The following is a 17,954-nucleotide window of genomic DNA, read 5'->3' as shown; positions in this document are numbered from 1 at the left end:
CAATTGCAATGAAAAAAGTTCGAGTCATAAACCCGAACTATTCATCTTCTTTTTCATTAGAAAGCGTATTGGGCTGTTCTTCTACAATGAAATAAAAGTAAATTTCCTACATTTTAAGTTATGCTAACGTTTTACTAAAATGTCAAATAGTGATATAATGAAAGCGATTAAAGTAAATAAACAAAGGAGACACTCTATGACTTACCAAGAAAATTATCAAAAATGGGTCGATTTTGCCGGCCTTCCCGACTATCTTCGTCAAGATTTAGAAAACATGGACGAAAAAACAAAAGAAGATGCTTTCTACACCAATCTTGAATTTGGTACTGCAGGTATGCGCGGCTTGATCGGTGCAGGTACAAACCGCATCAACATCTATGTTGTTCGTCAAGCAACTGAAGGATTGGCTCGTTTGATTGAGTCAAAAGGTGGAAACGAAAAAGAACGCGGTGTTGCAATTGCCTACGATAGCCGCCACTTCTCACCTGAGTTTGCCTTTGAATCTGCTGCAGTTCTTGCTAAACACGGTATCAAATCTTACGTATTTGAAAGCCTTCGTCCAACTCCAGAACTCTCATTTGCAGTTCGTCACCTCAACTGTTTTGCAGGTATCATGATTACTGCCAGCCATAACCCTGCTCCATTTAACGGTTACAAGGTTTACGGTGAAGACGGTGGACAAATGCCTCCACACGATGCAGACGCTTTGACTACTTATATTCGTGCTATCGAAAATCCATTCGCTGTCGAAGTTGCTGATGTCGAAGCTGAAAAAGCTTCTGGCTTGATTGAAGTTATCGGCGAAGCTGTTGATGCAGAATACCTCAAAGAAGTCAAAGACGTAAACATCAACCCAACCTTGATCGAAGAATTTGGTAAAGACATGAAGATTGTCTACACACCACTTCATGGTACTGGTGAAATGTTGGCTCGTCGTGCTCTTGCTCAAGCCGGATTTGACTCTGTTCAAGTTGTTGAAGCACAAGCAACTCCAGACCCAGACTTCTCAACTGTTAAATCTCCAAATCCCGAAAATCAAGCGGCCTTCGCCCTTGCTGAAGAACTTGGTCGCCAAGTAGGTGCAGATGTTCTTGTGGCAACTGACCCAGACGCTGACCGTGTCGGTGTTGAAGTGCTTCAAAAAGATGGCAGCTACCTCAACCTCTCAGGTAACCAAATCGGTGCCATCATGGCTAAATACATCTTGGAAGCCCATAAAAATGCTGGAACACTTCCTGAAAATGCTGCTCTCTGCAAGTCTATCGTATCAACTGACTTGGTAACCAAGATTGCTGAGAGCTACGGTGCGACCATGTTCAACGTTTTGACTGGCTTCAAATTTATCGCTGAAAAAATCCAAGAATTCGAAGAAAAACACAATCACACTTATATGATGGGATTTGAAGAAAGCTTCGGTTACTTGATTAAACCATTCGTGCGTGATAAAGACGCTATCCAAGCCGTTCTTGTCGTTGCTGAACTTGCTGCCTACTACCGTTCACGTGGTTTGACACTTGCTGATGGTATCGAAGAAATCTACAAAGAATACGGCTACTACGCTGAAAAGACCATCTCTGTTACCCTTTCTGGTGTCGATGGTGCAGAACAAATCAAAGCCATCATGGCTAAATTCCGTAACAATGCTCCGAAAGAATGGAACGCAACAGCTATCACTGTTGTAGAAGACTTCAAAGCACAAACTTCTACTGCTACAGATGGTACTGTGACAACTTTGACTACTCCTCCAAGCGATGTCTTAAAATACACACTTGCTGACGGTTCATGGATTGCAGTTCGCCCTTCAGGTACAGAACCAAAAATCAAGTTCTACATTGCCGTTGTGGGTGAAAGCAACGAAGATTCACAAGCTAAGATTGCTAACATCGAAGCGGAAATCAATGCGTTTGTGAAATAACACTCTATAAAGATGAGATAAACTAGTCTCATCTTTTTTTCGTATCAAATCTAAGCAATTTTAGGAACTTTGTGGCATACTAGACATATCAATGAAAGCGAGGTAAACTCATGGAACAATTTTTAGAAAATATTAAAGATCTTGAAGTCACAACTGTTGCCTGTGCTCAAGAAGCACTTGATAAGAAAGAAACTGCAACCTTCTTCATCGGTCGTAAAACTTGCCCTTACTGCCGTAAATTTGCTGGCACTTTGGCTGGTGTCGTAGCTGAAACCAAAGCGCACATCTACTTTATCAACAGTGAAGAAGCAAGCCAACTCAATGAGTTGCAAGAATTCCGCTCACGCTATGGAATCCCAACCGTACCAGGCTTTGTCCACATCTCTGATGGACAAATCAATGTCCGTTGTGACTCTTCCATGTCCGCACAAGAAATCAAGGAATTTGCTGGATTGTAAAAAATATAAAAAAGAAGGCACTCGCCTTCTTTTTTATATATCTGTCAATGGTGTTGCAGTATCTGGGGAAGTGTCGTAAACTTTAAAGTCTACTCCTACTCCCAGATCAGCTTGTGCTAGCTGGTTAACCATGGTCATATGAGCCAGCTCCTTGATATTGTTCTCTTTGGACAAATGCCCGAGGTAGATTTTCTTGGTTCGATTTCCCATTGCACGAATCATGGCCTCAGCACCATCCTCGTTAGAGAGGTGACCGAGATCCGATAGAATTCTCTGTTTGAGACGCCAAGCGTAAGATCCTGCTCGCAAGATTTCTACGTCGTGGTTGGACTCGATGAGATAACCGTCTGCATTTTCGACAATTCCTGCCATACGGTCACTGACGTAACCTGTATCGGTCAGCATGACAAAGCTCTTGTCGTCTTTCATAAAGCGGTAAAACTGGGGTGCTACCGCATCATGGCTAACCCCAAAACTCTCAATATCAATATCGCCAAAGGTTTTGGTTTTACCCATTTCAAAAATATGCTTCTGCGATGAATCCACCTTACCGAGGTACTTGCTATTTTCCATAGCCTGCCAGGTTTTTTCATTGGCGTAAAGGTCCATACCATATTTGCGAGCCAATACACCAACTCCATGAATATGATCTGAATGTTCATGCGTAATCAAAATAGCATCCAAATCTTCTGGCTTACGATTGATTTCGCTCAAAAGACTGGTGATTTTCTTACCAGACAAGCCTGCATCCACTAAGATTTTCTTTTTTGGAGTTTCCAGATAAAAGGAATTTCCACTGGAACCTGATGCTAAAATACTGTATTTAAAGCCTTTTTCACTCATTCTAGTCTTCTATTTCGTCCTCCCATATTTCTTCTTTTACGGCATCCTTATCATAAGGGAGCACTATGGTAAAGGTTGAACCCTTACCGTATTCGCTTTTTGCCCAAATAAAACCATTGTGTTGTTTGATGATTTCTTTCGCGATAGCCAGACCCAAACCAGTCCCACCTTGAGCACGACTTCTTGCGCGATCCACACGGTAAAAGCGGTCAAAAATCCTAGGCAAATCTTGTTTTGGAATCCCAAGACCCTGGTCAGAAATTGATAAAATCATCTGGTCATCCGTGGTTTTCATGCTAACCGTAATCTTCCCACCATCTGGTGAATACTTGATGGCATTGTTAAGAATATTATCAATCACCTGGGTCATCTTATCCGTATCAATCTCAATCCAAACTGAAGTTATTGGATAATCTCTCACTAGCTCATATTTTTTCTCTTCATCCTGATTTCTCATCTTATCAAAACGGTTGAGGATGAAGGTGATAAAGGCTGTAAAGTTAATCAACTCTATATCCAGTTTAGTAGTCGCATTGTCAATACGAGATAGATGCAAGAGATCTGTCACCATACGCATCATACGGTTGGTTTCATCGAGTGAAACCTTAATAAAATCAGGGGCGACAGGATCATACAGAGCTCCCTCATCCAAGGCTTCGAGATAAGATTTAACACTGGTCAAAGGAGTACGCAACTCATGACTGACGTTTGAAACAAAGAGTCTTCGCTCACGCTCTTCCTTCTCTTGCTCGGTCGTATCATGTAAAACGGCAACCAAACCAGAGATGAAACCTGACTCACGGCGGACAAGGGCAAAACGTACACGAAGGCTCAAATATTCTCCATTAGCATCCTGAGAATCAATCGTCAACTCAGGTATCTGTGTAATCAGGTCACGCAGTTCATATTCATCTTCTATCTTTAGTAATTCGAGAATGCTTTTATTAAGAACCTCTTCTTTCTGCACACCTAGCTGTTTTTTTGCCATATCGTTGATCATAGTAATCTGGCCACGGCGATTGGTCGCAAGGACACCATCTGTCATATAGGAAAGAATGCTATGCAGCCTTTTACTCTCTTGTTCCAAATTTTCTTGGGTCAAACGAATAACTTCTGACAAATCATTCAGATTATTGGTGATGTTGGTGATCTCTGTACTACCCTGCAAGTCCAAAACTTGAGAATAGTCACCTGCAATTAAGTCCTTAACCTTCTGATTTATCTCTTTTAACCGGATATTATCCCGACGGTTTTCCAGCAACAACAAGGTCACAACTAGGATAAAGCCAAGTAAAATCAGGATAAAGATAAAATCACTGGTCAGAATAGTTTGTCTAATATCTTCAATCATTATTTTTCATATAGTAGCCGACACCACGACGTGTGAGGATATACTCTGGACGGCTTGGTGTGTCTTCAATTTTTTCACGCAAACGTCGGATAGTCACGTCCACTGTACGAACATCACCAAAATAGTCATACCCCCATACAGTCTCAAGCAAGTGTTCACGCGTAATCACTTGACCAATATGAGATGCCAAGTGATATAAGAGTTCAAACTCACGGTGGGTCAAATCTAATTCCTCACCATATTTCTTAGCCACGTAAGCATCTGGAACGATTTCCAAATCACCAATTTGTAAGGGCTGCGTCTTCTTCTCATCAGACTCTTGGCTATCTACTGAAGCAAGATCTGTACGACGAAGCAGAGCCTTGACACGGGCTTGTAACTCACGGTTCGAGAAGGGCTTTGTAACATAATCATCTGCACCTAACTCCAAACCTATAACCTTGTCAAACTCACTATCCTTAGCTGAGAGCATAATAATCGGCACGCTACTAGTCTTACGAATAGCTTTAGCAACTTCTAAACCATCAATTTCCGGAAGCATCAAGTCTAGAATAATAATATCTGGTTGCTCTGCTTCAAATAGCTCAATTGCTTCACGACCATTAAATGCGGTTACAACTTCGTAACCTTCCTTGGTCATATTAAACTTAATAATATCCGAGATTGGTTTCTCATCATCTACAATTAATATTTTTTTCATTTTATCACCTTTTCTCTATCTATTATAACAAAAAAATACAAAGAAGGCACAAATGGCTACTGTAAGCCTTCATCTTCGAGAGTTGTTTTTATAAGCCTGCCAAATTTTTTGTTGAGGTTTAGCCAGTGGATAATCAGAAAACTCCTGAGGAGAAACCCAACGAACTTCTCTGTCAGAAAACTGTTTCGAATCTGTCACTTGACCAGCTAGGATTTGAATATGCCATTTCCGATGACTAAATACATGCTTTACCTGGTCAAATACTTGCTGGGACCAATTCACTTCTAAATCATAATCCTGCTCAAAGTTTTCTTGAGGACTTGGTCCAAAAGCTCTGCTTTCCTCTTTAACTTGTGAAAAGAGATCTATTTGATTATCATCGCTGTAGAAATCCTCAACTTCAATCAGCGGGAAATGCCAAAAACCGGCTAGCAGTTTCTCACTTTCATTTTTCTCAAGAAGATATTGACCACGGTCATTGCACACAACCAAAGCCTTGAGATATATTGGGAGAGGCTTTTTCTTGGGTTCTTTGATTGGATATCGATCCATGGTTCCATTCTGATAGGCTGCGCTAAATTCCTTAACAGGACTTTCTTCTGGTCGAGGGTTAACCGGAGACTCTATATCAGAGCCCAAGTCCATCAGAGCTTGGTTAAAGTCACCTGGTCGTTTCGGGTCAATCAAGATTTCCATAATAGCTTGGAAAATCTTGCGATTGCTGGGAACTCCGATATCATAATTTACCTCAAACAAGCGCGCTAAAACTCGCATGACATTGCCATCAACTGCTGGCTCGGGTAAATTAAAAGCGATACTGGAAATTGCTCCCGCAGTATAGGGGCCAATCCCTTTCAGGCCAGAAATTCCTTCATGGGTGTTTGGAAATTGACCACCAAAGTCAGATATAATCTGCTGAGCTGCAGCCTGCATATTGCGTACTCGAGAATAATAGCCCAAACCCTCCCAAGCCTTCAGCAGACGCTCTTCAGGGGCATTCGCCAGACTTTCAACAGTTGGAAACCAGTCCAAGAATCGTTCATAATAGGGAATAACTGTATCCACCCTGGTCTGCTGGAGCATGATTTCAGATACCCAGATGTGATAAGGATTTTTACTTCTCCGCCAAGGTAAATCTCTTTTGTTTTCATCATACCAGTTGAGGAGTTTCTCACGAAAAGAAATGATCTTCTCCTCCGGCCACATGACGATACCGTATTTTTTCAAATCTAACATATATCTAGTATAACATAGAAGCTTCTAGCTGTCCTTTTCTCAGTACTAAAAAGCCTCTTCCCATGGGAAAGAGGACTAAATCTTATTGATGAACTGCTTGAGCTGCTGTGATAAGGGTCAACTTGTACACATCATCGGCATTACATCCACGAGAAAGGTCGTTAACAGGTTTGTTCAAACCTTGCAGAACTGGACCTACAGCCGCGAAGCCACCAAGACGTTCTGCAATCTTGTAGCCAATATTTCCTGCTTCGATACCAGGGAAGATAAAGACAGTTGCTTGCCCAGCAACGTTACTTCCTGGAGCTTTCAATGCTGCAGTTTCAGGGTGGAAGGCTGCATCAAATTGCAACTCACCATCAATCTCAAGGTCTGGACGCAAATCATGAGCGATTTTAGTCGCTTCAACAACCTTATCAACGCTTGCACCAAAGCCTGAACCTTTAGTAGAATAGCTTAGCATGGCAATTTTAGGCTCGATACCAAACATCTTAGCTGTGATTGCTGAATTGATCGCAATTTCAGCCAAGGCTTCTGCATCTGGATTGATATTAATGGCACAGTCTCCAAATAGGTAACGTTCTGTACCACGTACCATAAGGAAGGCACCTGAAGTACGAGTAACATTTGGGCGTGTTTTGATAATTTGAAGGGCTGGGCGAACTGTTGAGGCAGTTGAGTGAATCGCACCAGATACCATACCGTCAACCAAGCCCAAGTATACTAACATAACACCAAAGTAGTTGACATCTTCAACCAAAACTTTGCGCGCTTCTTCTTCAGTCATTTTGCCTTTACGACGCTCTACTAAAGCAGCAACCATTTCTTCAAATTGAGGATAGTGTTGGGGGTCAATCACTTCATAGCCGTCCATAACCCCTTCGATTTCAAGATAAATTTTGATTTTTTCTGGGTTCCCAAGCAAAACAGGAATTACTTCTGTTTCTTTTACCAAGCGTTTTGTTGCTTGAAGAATACGTGGCTCTTCCCCTTCAGGGAGAACGATACGAGCATTTTTGCCAACCAGGTTGGCTTTAAGATTTTCAAAAACTTCCATGAGTTTTCTCCTTTAAAAAATTAAATTATACTCAAAATAGATTTTAAAGAGTATTAGTTGATAACTGAGTTATAAGATTGCTGAAATCATCCGGTAAGGGATTTTCTAGTTGCAAATCTTGCTCTAGAAAAGGATGATAAAAAGATAAATAATGACAATGCAGAGCCTGACGTTGAATCCCATCGTCTAAGCTTCCTCCATAGAGATCGTCTCCCAACAAAGGAAAGCCGATATGAGAAAAATGCACTCGGATCTGATGAGTTCGCCCAGTATGCAATCGAATATCGATCAGGTGAATATCTCCATAAGACGCTACAACTTTGTAAGAGGTATGGGCGTATTTTCCACCCTTGGCAACCCTTCTCGTGATAATGGAGTCCACATCACGCGCAATCGGGGCAATAATCTCCCCTTCTGGCTCCAAATCCCCATTGCCCTTAACCAAGGCAAAGTAACGTTTTTCGATAGACTTTCGTTGCAGTTGCTTGTCTAATCGTGCATGAGCATAACCGTGCTTGGCAAAGAGCATCAAACCAGATGTATCCCGATCCAGTCTGGTCACGATATGGACCTGCTGGTTTTCATATTCCTGCTTAACATAGTAGCCTTTGATAAAATTCGCAATGGTATTGGAATGATTGACACTGGGGATGGAAGCTACTCCATAAGGCTTATTCAAAACCAAAAAGTGGTCATCCTCATACAGGATATCTAAAGGACGGTCAATTGCTTCAAGGCTTTCAAAGCCTTCCTCTGCTGGAATATCAATGGTAACCCTATCTCCAATATCTAAGAGATAAGTCGCATTCTGAGGGCGATCATTGACCAGGATAGCCCCACCTCGAAACTTTATCTTAGCCAACAATCCTTTAGAAACCTCGTGTTTCTTCAGAAAGGTTTTGACCTTGACATGTTCATCTGCGATAAATTCGAACCTCATTCGTCCACCTCGCCGATGAAGGCATCTTTAACCCGATTCCAGAAACTAGTGTGGCTTGGTGTCGCTACGAAATGAATCTTGTGATGGTCGATTTGATATTCAATTCGTTCAATATTACGGAATGAATAGACGCTGTTATCGACTGATATCGTGTGGTAATCATTGCGTGTCGGCAAGAGCTCAATCTTATCTTTTTTGGGAATAATGATCGATGATCCCAGAGTGCGATAGACTCGGTTGTTAAGACTCGCTATCTCCGTCAACTGCAAGGCTTCAATGGTAGGGTGCAAAACCGCTCCTCCCAAGGATTTGTTATAGGCAGTGCTCCCAGTAGGCGTTGAGACAGTCACACCATCTCCACGAAAGCGCTCGAATGGAACGTGGTTAATGATGATATCTGCAACCATGGTGCGGTCTGACCGACGGATGCTAGCTTCATTTAGAGCACGGAAGGTTTTTACATCACCATTTTCAAGAGTCACTTTGACATTCAGGACTGGATAAGAAACCTTGGCTCCAGAATCCAGTTGGAGATTAACAACCAACTGGTCCAACTCAAAGTCACGGTAATCCGTGTAAAATCCTAAGTGTCCTGTATGTACACCTACAAATCGAACCTTGTCTAACTGGTTCTCATACTTGTGAAAGGCAGACAAAAGCATCCCATCACCACCAATCGAAATGACGATATCGGGATTTGTATCATTGATTATAAAATGCTGTTTTTTGAGTTTTTCCCTCAGTTTATGTAAAACTTTCTGACTCTGCGGCTTTCTATTAGCTATGAGGTCAACTCGCTTACCTGTATTCTTCATCTGTATCGTCACTATTTCCTACACCGTCGTTTAGTTTTCTACTCAAAGGATCAAAGAGCGCCTGAGCTTCCTGAATGTCATCTCGAATCTTTCCCATTTCTTCATCTAGCTGGTGAGCTATTTTGGCAGTGATTTCCAGTCTTTCTTTTATTTCCTCTGGAAAGTCCCCCTGGTACTTATAATTGAGTGAATGCTCAATGGTAGCCCAAAAGTTCATAGCCAAGGTCCGAATTTGAATCTCGGCGAGAATGGTCTTAGCCCCATTTATCGTATCTACAGTATATTCGACAACAACATGATAAGAACGATAACCCGACGCCTTACGATGGTTGATATAATCTCGTTCCTGAACGACTCTCATATCGTGACGTTTACGTAGAATTGCGACAACTTCTTCCACGTCATCAACAAACTGAACCATGACACGTAAACCAGCAATATCTTGCAGATCATGTTCCAGAGTTGCATAAGTAATTCCTCGACGAGCCATTTTTTCTTTGATACTTTCAATCGGTTTTACCCGACCAGTTACAAACTCAATCGGAGAATGCTTGTTTTGCTTACGGTACTGCTTGCGAATCCCACGAAGTTTAATCTTCAATTCACCAACAGCTTGAATGTAAGGATCTAAAAATTCTTCCCATTCTATGGTCATATTTTCTCCCTTTTAGTATGAGATTGTGCTGTTAAAAATTTTTGATTTTTTCACTACAATCTTATACAATAAATACATTGTACATTATACCATAAATCCGCTTTCAAAGATAAAGAAAAGGTTAGAAAAATGAAACAATTAGAAATTGAACTGAAAACACTACTGAAAAAAGATGACTACAATCATTTAAAAAAACAGTTTGCCCATATAGCTCCTGTTCACCAAAAAAACTACTACATTGACACGCCTGATTTCCAGTTGCGCGAAAAAAAGGTTGCCATGCGCATTCGCACTTTTGCAGATTGGGCGGAATTGACCTTGAAAGTGCCTCAAACTGTAGGAAATATGGAATACAACCAGAAACTAACTCTTCCAGAAGCTGAATCATACCTAGAAAAACAAAAACTACCTCAAGGGCTCGTTCTAGAAAAACTCGCTAAGATTGGTATTGAAAGTCGTGACTGGCTTGTTTTAGGCTGCCTTTCAACCCTTCGTTATGAAACGAAAACAGAAATTGGCTTAATGGCCTTAGATGAAAGTCAATACTTTGACCAGACGGACTATGAACTCGAGCTTGAAGTCACCGACCATGAAAAAGGGAAAGAAGATTTTCGGAAATTTTTAGATGAAAATCACATAACTTATCAGAAAGCTCCTTCAAAATTAATTCGTTTTATTAAAAGCATGAAAAAAAGCTGAAATAATCTCCTTTTTTTGGTAGAATAGAAAAGATAAAAATAAAAGAATCTTGCTTTGAAAAACAGAACTTTCTCAAAGGAGATTCACAAAGTTTACAGAGGACGGTCTATAATGTCAGATAGAAACAACATGAAACTTTTCACCCTAAACTCTAACCCAGAAATCGCTCAAAAGATTGCTGATACAGTTGGTGTACCTCTCGGGAAATTATCCTCTCGTCAATTTTCTGACGGCGAAATCCAAGTCAACATCGAAGAAAGTGTCCGTGGTTACGATGTTTACATCATCCAGTCAACTAGCTACCCTGTTAGCAACCACTTGATGGAATTATTAATAATGGTTGATGCTTGTGTACGTGCAAGTGCTCATAGTATCAACGTTGTCCTTCCTTACTTTGGTTATGCTCGTCAGGATCGTATCGCTTCTTCTCGCGAACCCCTCACTGCAAAACTAGTTGCCAATATGCTTGTCAAAGCTGGTGTAAGCCGTGTTCTAACGCTTGATCTCCACGCTGTTCAGGTCCAAGGTTTCTTTGATATTCCTGTAGATAATCTTTATACTGTTCCTCTATTTGCTAAGCACTACTGTGATAAAGGACTCCTTGGCTCCGATGTTGTTGTTGTCAGTCCAAAGAACTCTGGTGTTAAACGTGCACGTAGTTTGGCTGAATACCTTGATGCTCCTATCGCTATCATTGACTACGCCCAAGACGATTCTGATCGTAACGAAGGCTATATCATTGGGGATGTCGAAGGCAAGAAGGCTATCTTGATTGACGATATCCTAAATACTGGTCGTACCTTCTCTGAAGCAGCTAAAATCGTTGAACGTGAAGGCGCAACTGAGATTTATGCAGTATCCAGTCACGGTTTATTTGTTGAAGGTGCAGCAGACCTTCTTGACGCTACAAACATCAAGGAAATCCTTGTGACAGACTCCGTAGCTACCAAAGAAAGAACTCCAGAAAATGTATGTTACATTACTGCTAGCGAGTTAATCGGAGATGCGATCGTCCGCATCCATGAAAGAAAACCAGTCAGCCCACTCTTTGCTTACAACAAAAAGAAATAAGGTGATTCTTTGATTTATTTGGACAATGCTGCAACGACTCCTATGTCAGCAGTTGCTATTTCAGAAATGACCAAGGTCATGCAAGAAACCCATGGTAATCCTTCTAGTATTCATAGTCATGGTCGACAGGCTGGCAAGCTCTTGCGAGAAGCCCGTCAAGAACTAGCCCAGTTATTGGGGACAAAATCTCAACATATCTTTTTCACGTCTGGCGGTACCGAAAGTAACAATACAGCTATTATTGGCTATTGTCTCCGTCATCAAAATCAGGGAAAACATATCATCACAACAGCTATTGAACACCATTCTGTGCTTGAGACTATCGATTATTTGGTGCAACATTTTGGTTTTGAAGCGACCATCATCCAACCAGTAAATCAAGAAATTACTGCCCAGCAAATTCAAGAAGCCTTACGTGACGATACCATTCTCGTTTCCACCATGTATGCTAATAATGAAACAGGTAGCCTCTTACCTATCGCTGAGATTGGACGTGTTTTAAAAGAGCATCCTGCGGCTTATCATGTAGATGCTGTTCAAGCTATCGGGAAGATTCCTATCCATCCCGAAGAATTAGGAATTGATTTCCTTAGCGCCTCTGCCCACAAATTCCATGGACCAAAAGGAGTTGGCTTTCTTTACGCATCTACTGGAGACTTTGATTCCTACCTTCACGGTGGGGACCAAGAACAAAAGAAACGGGCTGGAACAGAAAATCTCGCCGCTATTGTAGGCATGGTCGCTGCTCTCAAAGAGGATTTAAATGACCAAGTTAAGCATTACCAAAAATTAAGTGCACTCAAATCAACTTTTTTAGAAGAAATTGCAGGTCTCGACTACTATCTTAATGAAAGCAACCACCAACTTCCTTATGTTGTCAACATTGGCTTTCCTGGTCAAAAAAATGATTTGCTCTTGCTACGGTTAGACCTTGAAGGAATTTCAATTTCTACTGGTTCAGCTTGTACTGCTGGTGTCGTGCAAACCAGTCATGTGCTTGAAGCATTTTATGGACCAGATTCACATCGTTTGAAAGAATCTGTCCGTATCAGTCTGTCTCCTCTTAACACTGAGGAAGAACTAAAACAACTCGCACAGACCTTAAAAAATATTATTGGAGATTAATCTAATGGCATTCGAAAAAACCATTAAACTACAAAACTGCCGCTACGACTACACACTTAGCCCATCTGTCAAAAAATTCACACTCAAAGACAATACTTTCTTTGAAACAAAAGTTGGAAACTTCGAACTGACTCGTCTGCTTGAGAAAGTACCTAACAGCGGTGAAGGATTCAAGCTAAAAATCATCATCAACAAAGACCTTACAGGTGCTAAACTCAATATCACTGACAAGTCAGGCCTTCGTTTGGTTAATATCTTTAAATCAGAAGACCATCATATCCACCAAGAGAAATTCTACTTCCTCATGGACAGCCTTGTAGAACGCGGTATCTTCACAAAAGAAGAAAGATAATTGACTATGTATCGTCTCACTTATCAAGATAGTTATCAAGTAGAGCGTACCCTTGAATTTGAGAGTTACGAAGAGCTTATGTTATCTCTATCAGGTTGTGTAACTCTTCCTGATACATTCCTAGTTACCTCATTAACCTTTGATGATAAAGTTATTTATCAAGGATTGGTCGGGGATCTCTACCGTTTTCTATCACAAGCTAATTTTTAAGACTAAAACTAAGATTTTCTTAGTTTTTTCTTGTTTTTGTTGATTTTTTCACAATGTTTCTATAAAATAGAAGAATAGAAAGGTTGTGGTTTTGTGAAAGATAAACAGTCTGCTATTCCAAAAGCAACAGCAAAAAGACTCTCTCTCTACTATCGAATTTTCAAGAGATTTCATGCCGAGAAAATCGAACGTGCCAACTCCAAGCAAATTGCAGAGGCTATCGGTATCGATTCTGCGACTGTTCGTCGTGATTTTTCCTATTTTGGTGAACTAGGTCGTCGTGGTTTTGGTTATGATGTTAAAAAACTGATGACTTTTTTTGCTGACCTCCTAAATGACAACTCCATTACCAATGTTATGTTGGTTGGGATTGGGAATATGGGGCATGCCCTTCTCCACTATCGCTTCCATGAGCGTAACAAGATGAAAATCATCATGGCCTTTGACCTAGATGACCATCCAGAAGTCGGGACCCAGACACCTGATGGAATTCCAATCTATGGTATCTCACAGATTAAAGAAAAAATCAAAGAAGCAGATGTCAAAACTGCTATCCTAACTGTTCCAAGTGTTAAATCACAAGAAGTCGCCAATCTTTTGGTCGATGCAGGTATAAAAGGTATTCTCAGCTTTTCCCCTGTTCACCTCCACCTCCCAAAAGATGTAGTCGTTCAGTATGTCGATTTAACAAGCGAACTCCAAACCCTCCTCTATTTTATGCGTAAAGAGGATTAGAAAGCGAAAGCATTTATGAAAAAACCAGTTATTGGGATTACAGGAAATGAAAAAGCTCATCCAGATGATGACATCATGATGAGCTATGCAGCAAAGGGCTTTGTTGAAGGAGTCAAGGACGCTGGCGGAATTCCCATCATCCTACCGATTGGTGATCAAGAAATGGCTACCCATTACATCAGTATCATTGATAAGCTCATCCTAACGGGTGGGCAAAATGTTGATCCAAAATTCTACGGTGAGCCTAAAACCATTGATAGCGATGACTACCATCTTCAAAGAGATGAATTTGAATTATCCCTTATCAGAGAAGCGATCAAACAGAAGAAACCAATTTTCTCTGTTTGTAGGGGTACTCAGCTTTTCAACGTCGCCATGGGCGGCACGCTTCACCAAGATATTGAGGATCATTGGCAGGACTGTTCAGCCGAATACACAACCCAACGCCTCGTAACGGAACCTGATACGATTCTCCGAGAGATCTATGGAGAAATCTCTCATATCAATTCCTTCCACCACCAGAGCATTAAAGACCTAGCTTCAAATCTTAAGGTTGTAGCACATGATCCTAAAGATGGAATAATTGAGGCTGTGACAACTACGGACGACTTTCCTTATCTTGGTGTTCAATGGCATCCTGAATTTCTCTTTGAAAATCGCCCCAAAGACAAAACGCTATTTGACTATGTTGTTAACGAACTTTAAATCAGATCTGTCTTTTCACGGTAACTAAAGTAATCAGAGTGAGAGACAATCAGGTGGTCCAAGAAAACGATTCCCATCAGTTCACAGGCTTCCTTGACTAGCTTAGTGACATGGTCGTCATTTCGACTAGGAGATACGGCACCTGATGGATGATTGTGAACAAGAATCACAGAGGTAGCCATATTCTTGAGGGCATAGTGAAGGATTTCCCTTGGTTCTGCAATACTGCGTGTCGCGGATCCGATAAAGATGGTCTGCTGATGAATGATTTGATTTTGAGTATTGAGATAGAGCGCCACTAGGTGCTCTTGTTTTTTGTCGCCAAGTTCCTGTTGCATTTTCTTGGCTAGCTTTTGACTACTGAGAATACTTTCCATCTCAAGGGTTTCACGTTTGTGAATACGATGTCCCAGTTCAATCACCGCTTGTAGTTCAATAGCTTTAATACGTCCAATACCTGACAGACTCTGCAATTCCTGCAGGGTCATTTTTTTCAAATCAGTTAGGCTGGTCAAACTGTCCAAAACTTGCTGAGCAATTTCAAAAACATTTGCCTGACGCGTTCCGGTTCTGAGTAGTATAGCTAGCAATTCTTGATTGCTCAGTGCCTCTACTCCTTCTTTACCAGTCTTTCTCTAGGCAAAAGTGAATCTTCTTGGAATGAAATACTATACATAAAAATCCTCCTCACTTTATTATTCGTGAGAAGGATGGAAAATTAGATTTTTTTCTCAATTGGGGCTACACTGGCTAGGAGTTTTTTCAGACCGACTTCTGGGAAATTGATTTTTAGTTCCTGAGTATCACCACTACCAGAGACTTCCAGAACAGTACCCTCTCCCCATTTCTTGTGAAGTGCAATATCTCCAATAGACCAGTTGGTATCGCTTGAATCTTTTTTATTTCCGGATGTAAACTGTCCAAACGGAAGACCACTTGACTGGATAGAGCTTGGTGCAGCATTGCGTTTCCGTTCTTGAAGGGCCTGAGCTAAGCTCATACCTTGACCGAAAGCAATCCCACCACTGCTATAAGAGGCTTTAAAGCTAGTATTCGCTGGACGGGCCAAACCTTGATACTCAAGCAAGTCCGAACTAATTTCATTGATGAAACGAGTCGGACGATTGTAGTTGGTACGCCCAAAAAGCAAGCGTGAATTGGCATTGGTCAGATAGAGGATCTTTTCTGCGCGTGTGATACCGACATAGGCCAAACGGCGTTCTTCTTCCAGTTCATCAGGATCTTCAGCTGCACGGCTAAGCGGAAAGACATTTTCCTCCATCCCGATGATAAAGACAACTGGGAACTCAAGTCCCTTAGCTGCATGGAGGGTCATCAAGGTCACTTCTGATGTCTCCTGACTGCCTGTATCCGTATCTGCAATCAAGGCCAAGTCATTCAAGAAACGACTGAGTTTGTCCAAACCAGTTTCTTCTTCCTGACTATCAGGATTGTCATCAAAGTTCTTAGTAACGGATAGGAATTCCTCGATATTTTCAACCCGAGCCTTGCTCTCCAAAGTCGCTTGGGCATTAAGAATATCGACATAACCAGTTTTTTCTAGAACAGCTTCCACTAGCTCGGTGATGGTTAATTGATCCAGTTGCTCCCGCAAATCCAGAATCATATTGGCAAAATCCCAGATAGACTGGGCTGCTTTTCCTTTGATGCCAGACAGCATGATATTGGCTGAAGCATCTAGCATAGACATGTCTTGCATATTCGCAAAATCACGGATTTTCTCAACCGTTCCTGGACCAATTCCGCGTTTAGGCTCGTTGATAATGCGCTCAAAACTGATATTATCACTCAAATTTGCAATGAGGTTAAGATAAGCGATAATGTCACGGATTTCCTTACGGCTGTAGAACTTGGTTCCGCCGACCATAGTATAAGGAATATTGGACTTTAGGAGGGCCTCCTCAATAGTACGGGATTGCGCATTAGTCCGATAAAGAACTGCAAAATCCTTGTGGAGGAAGTTTTGACTACGACCAAGTTCATCGATGGTTTTGGCTACAAAAACAGCCTCATCTTGTTCGTCATTTGCACGATAGTAAATAATCTGCTCTCCATCGGCATTCTGGGTCCAGAGATTCTTAGGACGACGATTTTTATTGTTTTTGATGACATCGTTGGCTGCTTGGAGAATGGTTTTGGTTGAACGGTAATTTTCTTCTAATAAAACCACCTTAGCGTTAGGGTAATCTTTCTCAAAATCCAAGATATTCTGCATATCAGCCCCACGCCAACCGTAGATAGACTGGTCCGCATCACCGACCACGCAGATGTTTTTAAAGCGTGAAGCTAAGAGTTTGACCAGTTGGTACTGGGCATGGTTGGTATCTTGGTACTCGTCAACGTGGATATATTGGAATTTTTGCTGGTAGTATGTTAAAACATCAGGATTCTGATCAAAGAGTCGTAGGGTCAGCATAATCAAATCATCAAAGTCAACGGACTCAGACTGACGAAGTTCCTTCTGATAGGCCGTATAACACTGGGCCACGATTTGTGTGTACATATCGCCAGCTTGAGCAGCATAAGCCACATCATCAATCAAGTCATTCTTGGCATTGGAAATGGTTCCCAAAATAGTCCGTTCATTCCATTTTTTCGGATCCAAGTTTAACTGCTTGAGAATTCGTTTCATAAGGGTTCGTTGTTCACCAGGATCTACAATGGTGAAATTACGATTGTAGCCGATATGATCCGCATCGCGACGCAAGATACGAACACACATGGAGTGAAAAGTCGCAATCAGACAGTCCTGGGTTGCCGGATTGAGCCCATAGGCACGCTCCTTCATCTCCCGCGCAGCCTTATTGGTAAAGGTAATGGCCAAGATATTCCAAGGATTAACCATTTTTTCATCAATCAAGTAGGCGATTCTGTGAGTTAAAACACGAGTCTTCCCAGAACCAGCCCCCGCCATGATTAACAGAGGTCCTTCTGTCGTTTGTACCGCCTCAGCCTGACGGTCATTCATTCCATTTAATAATGCGTTCATTTTCTCTTCCTTACTCTTGAAGTCAATGTTTCTATTATATCAGAAAACAGGGAAAATATCTTTAGCTAGACTGGTTG

Annotated in this window: 18 protein-coding genes and 1 pseudogene; 9 read left to right on the top strand and 10 right to left on the bottom strand. The window is 41.4% G+C overall.

The annotated features are described in order from the left end of the window. Window positions 1–196: 196 nt before the first annotated feature. Window positions 197–1,915 carry a phospho-sugar mutase gene (locus HMPREF9189_RS05920; protein WP_000222138.1) on the top strand — a complete coding sequence of 573 codons (1,719 nt, stop codon included), beginning with the start codon at window positions 197–199 and terminating at the stop codon, window positions 1,913–1,915. Window positions 1,916–2,025: 110 nt separating this feature from the next. Next, on the top strand, window positions 2,026–2,373 hold the full coding sequence (locus HMPREF9189_RS05915) for a thiol reductase thioredoxin (RefSeq protein WP_000434654.1): 348 nt from the start codon (window positions 2,026–2,028) through the stop codon (window positions 2,371–2,373). A 33-nt stretch (window positions 2,374–2,406) separates the two neighbouring features. Here the strand turns inward: HMPREF9189_RS05915 and HMPREF9189_RS05910 are convergent, their stop codons facing one another. The 8 genes from HMPREF9189_RS05910 to HMPREF9189_RS05875 form a co-directional block, all read right to left on the bottom strand. Next, window positions 2,407–3,216 carry an MBL fold metallo-hydrolase gene (locus HMPREF9189_RS05910; RefSeq protein WP_001290612.1) on the bottom strand — a complete coding sequence of 270 codons (810 nt, stop codon included), beginning with the start codon at window positions 3,214–3,216 and terminating at the stop codon, window positions 2,407–2,409. Between the two features lies 1 nt (window position 3,217). Beyond that, the gene (gene vicK, locus HMPREF9189_RS05905; RefSeq protein ID WP_000568715.1) at window positions 3,218–4,567 is read right to left on the bottom strand and encodes a cell wall metabolism sensor histidine kinase VicK; all 1,350 of its coding nucleotides are present in this window, start codon (window positions 4,565–4,567) and stop codon (window positions 3,218–3,220) included. Then, window positions 4,560–5,267, bottom strand: coding sequence for a response regulator YycF (gene yycF / locus HMPREF9189_RS05900; protein ID WP_000722062.1), 708 nt, complete (start codon window positions 5,265–5,267; stop codon window positions 4,560–4,562). Before yycF ends, vicK begins: the two co-directional genes overlap by 8 nt. Before the next feature lie 69 nt (window positions 5,268–5,336). Then, window positions 5,337–6,503, bottom strand: a complete 1,167-nt coding sequence (mutY, locus tag HMPREF9189_RS05895) for an A/G-specific adenine glycosylase (RefSeq protein ID WP_000886169.1) — start codon at window positions 6,501–6,503, stop codon at window positions 5,337–5,339. 82 nt (window positions 6,504–6,585) lie between these two features. Continuing rightward, the gene (gene pta, locus HMPREF9189_RS05890; protein ID WP_000451561.1) at window positions 6,586–7,560 is read right to left on the bottom strand and encodes a phosphate acetyltransferase; all 975 of its coding nucleotides are present in this window, start codon (window positions 7,558–7,560) and stop codon (window positions 6,586–6,588) included. A gap of 43 nt (window positions 7,561–7,603) precedes the next feature. Beyond that, window positions 7,604–8,500: an RluA family pseudouridine synthase gene (locus tag HMPREF9189_RS05885; RefSeq protein ID WP_001209999.1), complete on the bottom strand. Its 897-nt coding sequence runs from the start codon at window positions 8,498–8,500 to the stop codon at window positions 7,604–7,606. Continuing rightward, the gene (locus HMPREF9189_RS05880; protein ID WP_000799069.1) at window positions 8,497–9,315 is read right to left on the bottom strand and encodes an NAD kinase; all 819 of its coding nucleotides are present in this window, start codon (window positions 9,313–9,315) and stop codon (window positions 8,497–8,499) included. Before HMPREF9189_RS05880 ends, HMPREF9189_RS05885 begins: the two co-directional genes overlap by 4 nt. Continuing rightward, window positions 9,299–9,970, bottom strand: a complete 672-nt coding sequence (locus HMPREF9189_RS05875; RefSeq protein ID WP_000151558.1) for a GTP pyrophosphokinase family protein — start codon at window positions 9,968–9,970, stop codon at window positions 9,299–9,301. The genes HMPREF9189_RS05880 and HMPREF9189_RS05875 overlap by 17 nt, the downstream gene beginning before the upstream one ends. 129 nt (window positions 9,971–10,099) lie before the next feature. Between HMPREF9189_RS05875 and HMPREF9189_RS05870 the strand changes: the two genes are divergently transcribed. The 7 genes from HMPREF9189_RS05870 to HMPREF9189_RS05840 all read left to right on the top strand — a co-directional run bounded on the left by HMPREF9189_RS05870 (window position 10,100) and on the right by HMPREF9189_RS05840 (window position 14,867). After that, window positions 10,100–10,669, top strand: a complete 570-nt coding sequence (locus tag HMPREF9189_RS05870; RefSeq protein WP_000811126.1) for a CYTH domain-containing protein — start codon at window positions 10,100–10,102, stop codon at window positions 10,667–10,669. A 111-nt stretch (window positions 10,670–10,780) separates the two neighbouring features. Then, window positions 10,781–11,740 (top strand): ribose-phosphate diphosphokinase, encoded by a 960-nt coding sequence (locus HMPREF9189_RS05865; protein WP_001283846.1) that lies wholly within the window; start codon window positions 10,781–10,783, stop codon window positions 11,738–11,740. Between the two features lie 9 nt (window positions 11,741–11,749). Continuing rightward, window positions 11,750–12,865 (top strand): cysteine desulfurase family protein, encoded by a 1,116-nt coding sequence (locus HMPREF9189_RS05860; protein WP_000639684.1) that lies wholly within the window; start codon window positions 11,750–11,752, stop codon window positions 12,863–12,865. Window positions 12,866–12,869: 4 nt separating this feature from the next. Further along, complete coding sequence (locus tag HMPREF9189_RS05855; RefSeq protein WP_000863517.1) at window positions 12,870–13,217, top strand: DUF1831 domain-containing protein; 348 nt, start codon at window positions 12,870–12,872, stop codon at window positions 13,215–13,217. A 6-nt stretch (window positions 13,218–13,223) separates the two neighbouring features. Beyond that, window positions 13,224–13,427, top strand: a complete 204-nt coding sequence (locus HMPREF9189_RS05850) for a DUF4649 family protein (RefSeq protein ID WP_000286096.1) — start codon at window positions 13,224–13,226, stop codon at window positions 13,425–13,427. A gap of 93 nt (window positions 13,428–13,520) precedes the next feature. Beyond that, window positions 13,521–14,162, top strand: coding sequence for a redox-sensing transcriptional repressor Rex (locus HMPREF9189_RS05845; protein ID WP_000653419.1), 642 nt, complete (start codon window positions 13,521–13,523; stop codon window positions 14,160–14,162). Between the two features lie 15 nt (window positions 14,163–14,177). Next, on the top strand, window positions 14,178–14,867 hold the full coding sequence (locus HMPREF9189_RS05840; RefSeq protein ID WP_000743321.1) for a gamma-glutamyl-gamma-aminobutyrate hydrolase family protein: 690 nt from the start codon (window positions 14,178–14,180) through the stop codon (window positions 14,865–14,867). Here the strand turns inward: HMPREF9189_RS05840 and radC are convergent. Next, window positions 14,864–15,543 (bottom strand): annotated as a pseudogene (gene radC, locus HMPREF9189_RS05835) (DNA repair protein RadC). The gene HMPREF9189_RS05840 and the pseudogene radC overlap by 4 nt on opposite strands. Before the next feature lie 42 nt (window positions 15,544–15,585). Next, window positions 15,586–17,877, bottom strand: coding sequence for a DNA helicase PcrA (gene pcrA / locus HMPREF9189_RS05830; protein WP_000992897.1), 2,292 nt, complete (start codon window positions 17,875–17,877; stop codon window positions 15,586–15,588). Window positions 17,878–17,954: the final 77 nt, after the last annotated feature.

The sequence above is a fragment of the Streptococcus sp. oral taxon 071 str. 73H25AP genome (assembly GCF_000146755.1).
GTDB lineage: Bacteria > Bacillota > Bacilli > Lactobacillales > Streptococcaceae > Streptococcus > Streptococcus oralis_T.
The sequence above is the reverse complement of the archived record's forward strand: the minus strand, read 5'-3'. Positions and strand labels throughout refer to the sequence as shown.

Excerpts from the sequence above, each read along its gene's own strand:
- HMPREF9189_RS05920 (WP_000222138.1), top strand. The coding sequence starts at position 197 with ATGACTTACCAAGAAAATTATCAAAAATGGGTCGATTTTGCCGGCCTT.
- HMPREF9189_RS05915 (WP_000434654.1), top strand. The coding sequence starts at position 2,026 with ATGGAACAATTTTTAGAAAATATTAAAGATCTTGAAGTCACAACTGTT.
- HMPREF9189_RS05910 (WP_001290612.1), bottom strand. The coding sequence starts at position 3,216 with ATGAGTGAAAAAGGCTTTAAATACAGTATTTTAGCATCAGGTTCCAGT.
- vicK (WP_000568715.1), bottom strand. The coding sequence starts at position 4,567 with ATGATTGAAGATATTAGACAAACTATTCTGACCAGTGATTTTATCTTT.
- yycF (WP_000722062.1), bottom strand. The coding sequence starts at position 5,267 with ATGAAAAAAATATTAATTGTAGATGATGAGAAACCAATCTCGGATATT.
- mutY (WP_000886169.1), bottom strand. The coding sequence starts at position 6,503 with ATGTTAGATTTGAAAAAATACGGTATCGTCATGTGGCCGGAGGAGAAG.
- pta (WP_000451561.1), bottom strand. The coding sequence starts at position 7,560 with ATGGAAGTTTTTGAAAATCTTAAAGCCAACCTGGTTGGCAAAAATGCT.
- HMPREF9189_RS05885 (WP_001209999.1), bottom strand. The coding sequence starts at position 8,500 with ATGAGGTTCGAATTTATCGCAGATGAACATGTCAAGGTCAAAACCTTT.
- HMPREF9189_RS05880 (WP_000799069.1), bottom strand. The coding sequence starts at position 9,315 with ATGAAGAATACAGGTAAGCGAGTTGACCTCATAGCTAATAGAAAGCCG.
- HMPREF9189_RS05875 (WP_000151558.1), bottom strand. The coding sequence starts at position 9,970 with ATGACCATAGAATGGGAAGAATTTTTAGATCCTTACATTCAAGCTGTT.
- HMPREF9189_RS05870 (WP_000811126.1), top strand. The coding sequence starts at position 10,100 with ATGAAACAATTAGAAATTGAACTGAAAACACTACTGAAAAAAGATGAC.
- HMPREF9189_RS05865 (WP_001283846.1), top strand. The coding sequence starts at position 10,781 with ATGTCAGATAGAAACAACATGAAACTTTTCACCCTAAACTCTAACCCA.
- HMPREF9189_RS05855 (WP_000863517.1), top strand. The coding sequence starts at position 12,870 with ATGGCATTCGAAAAAACCATTAAACTACAAAACTGCCGCTACGACTAC.
- HMPREF9189_RS05850 (WP_000286096.1), top strand. The coding sequence starts at position 13,224 with ATGTATCGTCTCACTTATCAAGATAGTTATCAAGTAGAGCGTACCCTT.
- HMPREF9189_RS05840 (WP_000743321.1), top strand. The coding sequence starts at position 14,178 with ATGAAAAAACCAGTTATTGGGATTACAGGAAATGAAAAAGCTCATCCA.
- pcrA (WP_000992897.1), bottom strand. The coding sequence starts at position 17,877 with ATGAACGCATTATTAAATGGAATGAATGACCGTCAGGCTGAGGCGGTA.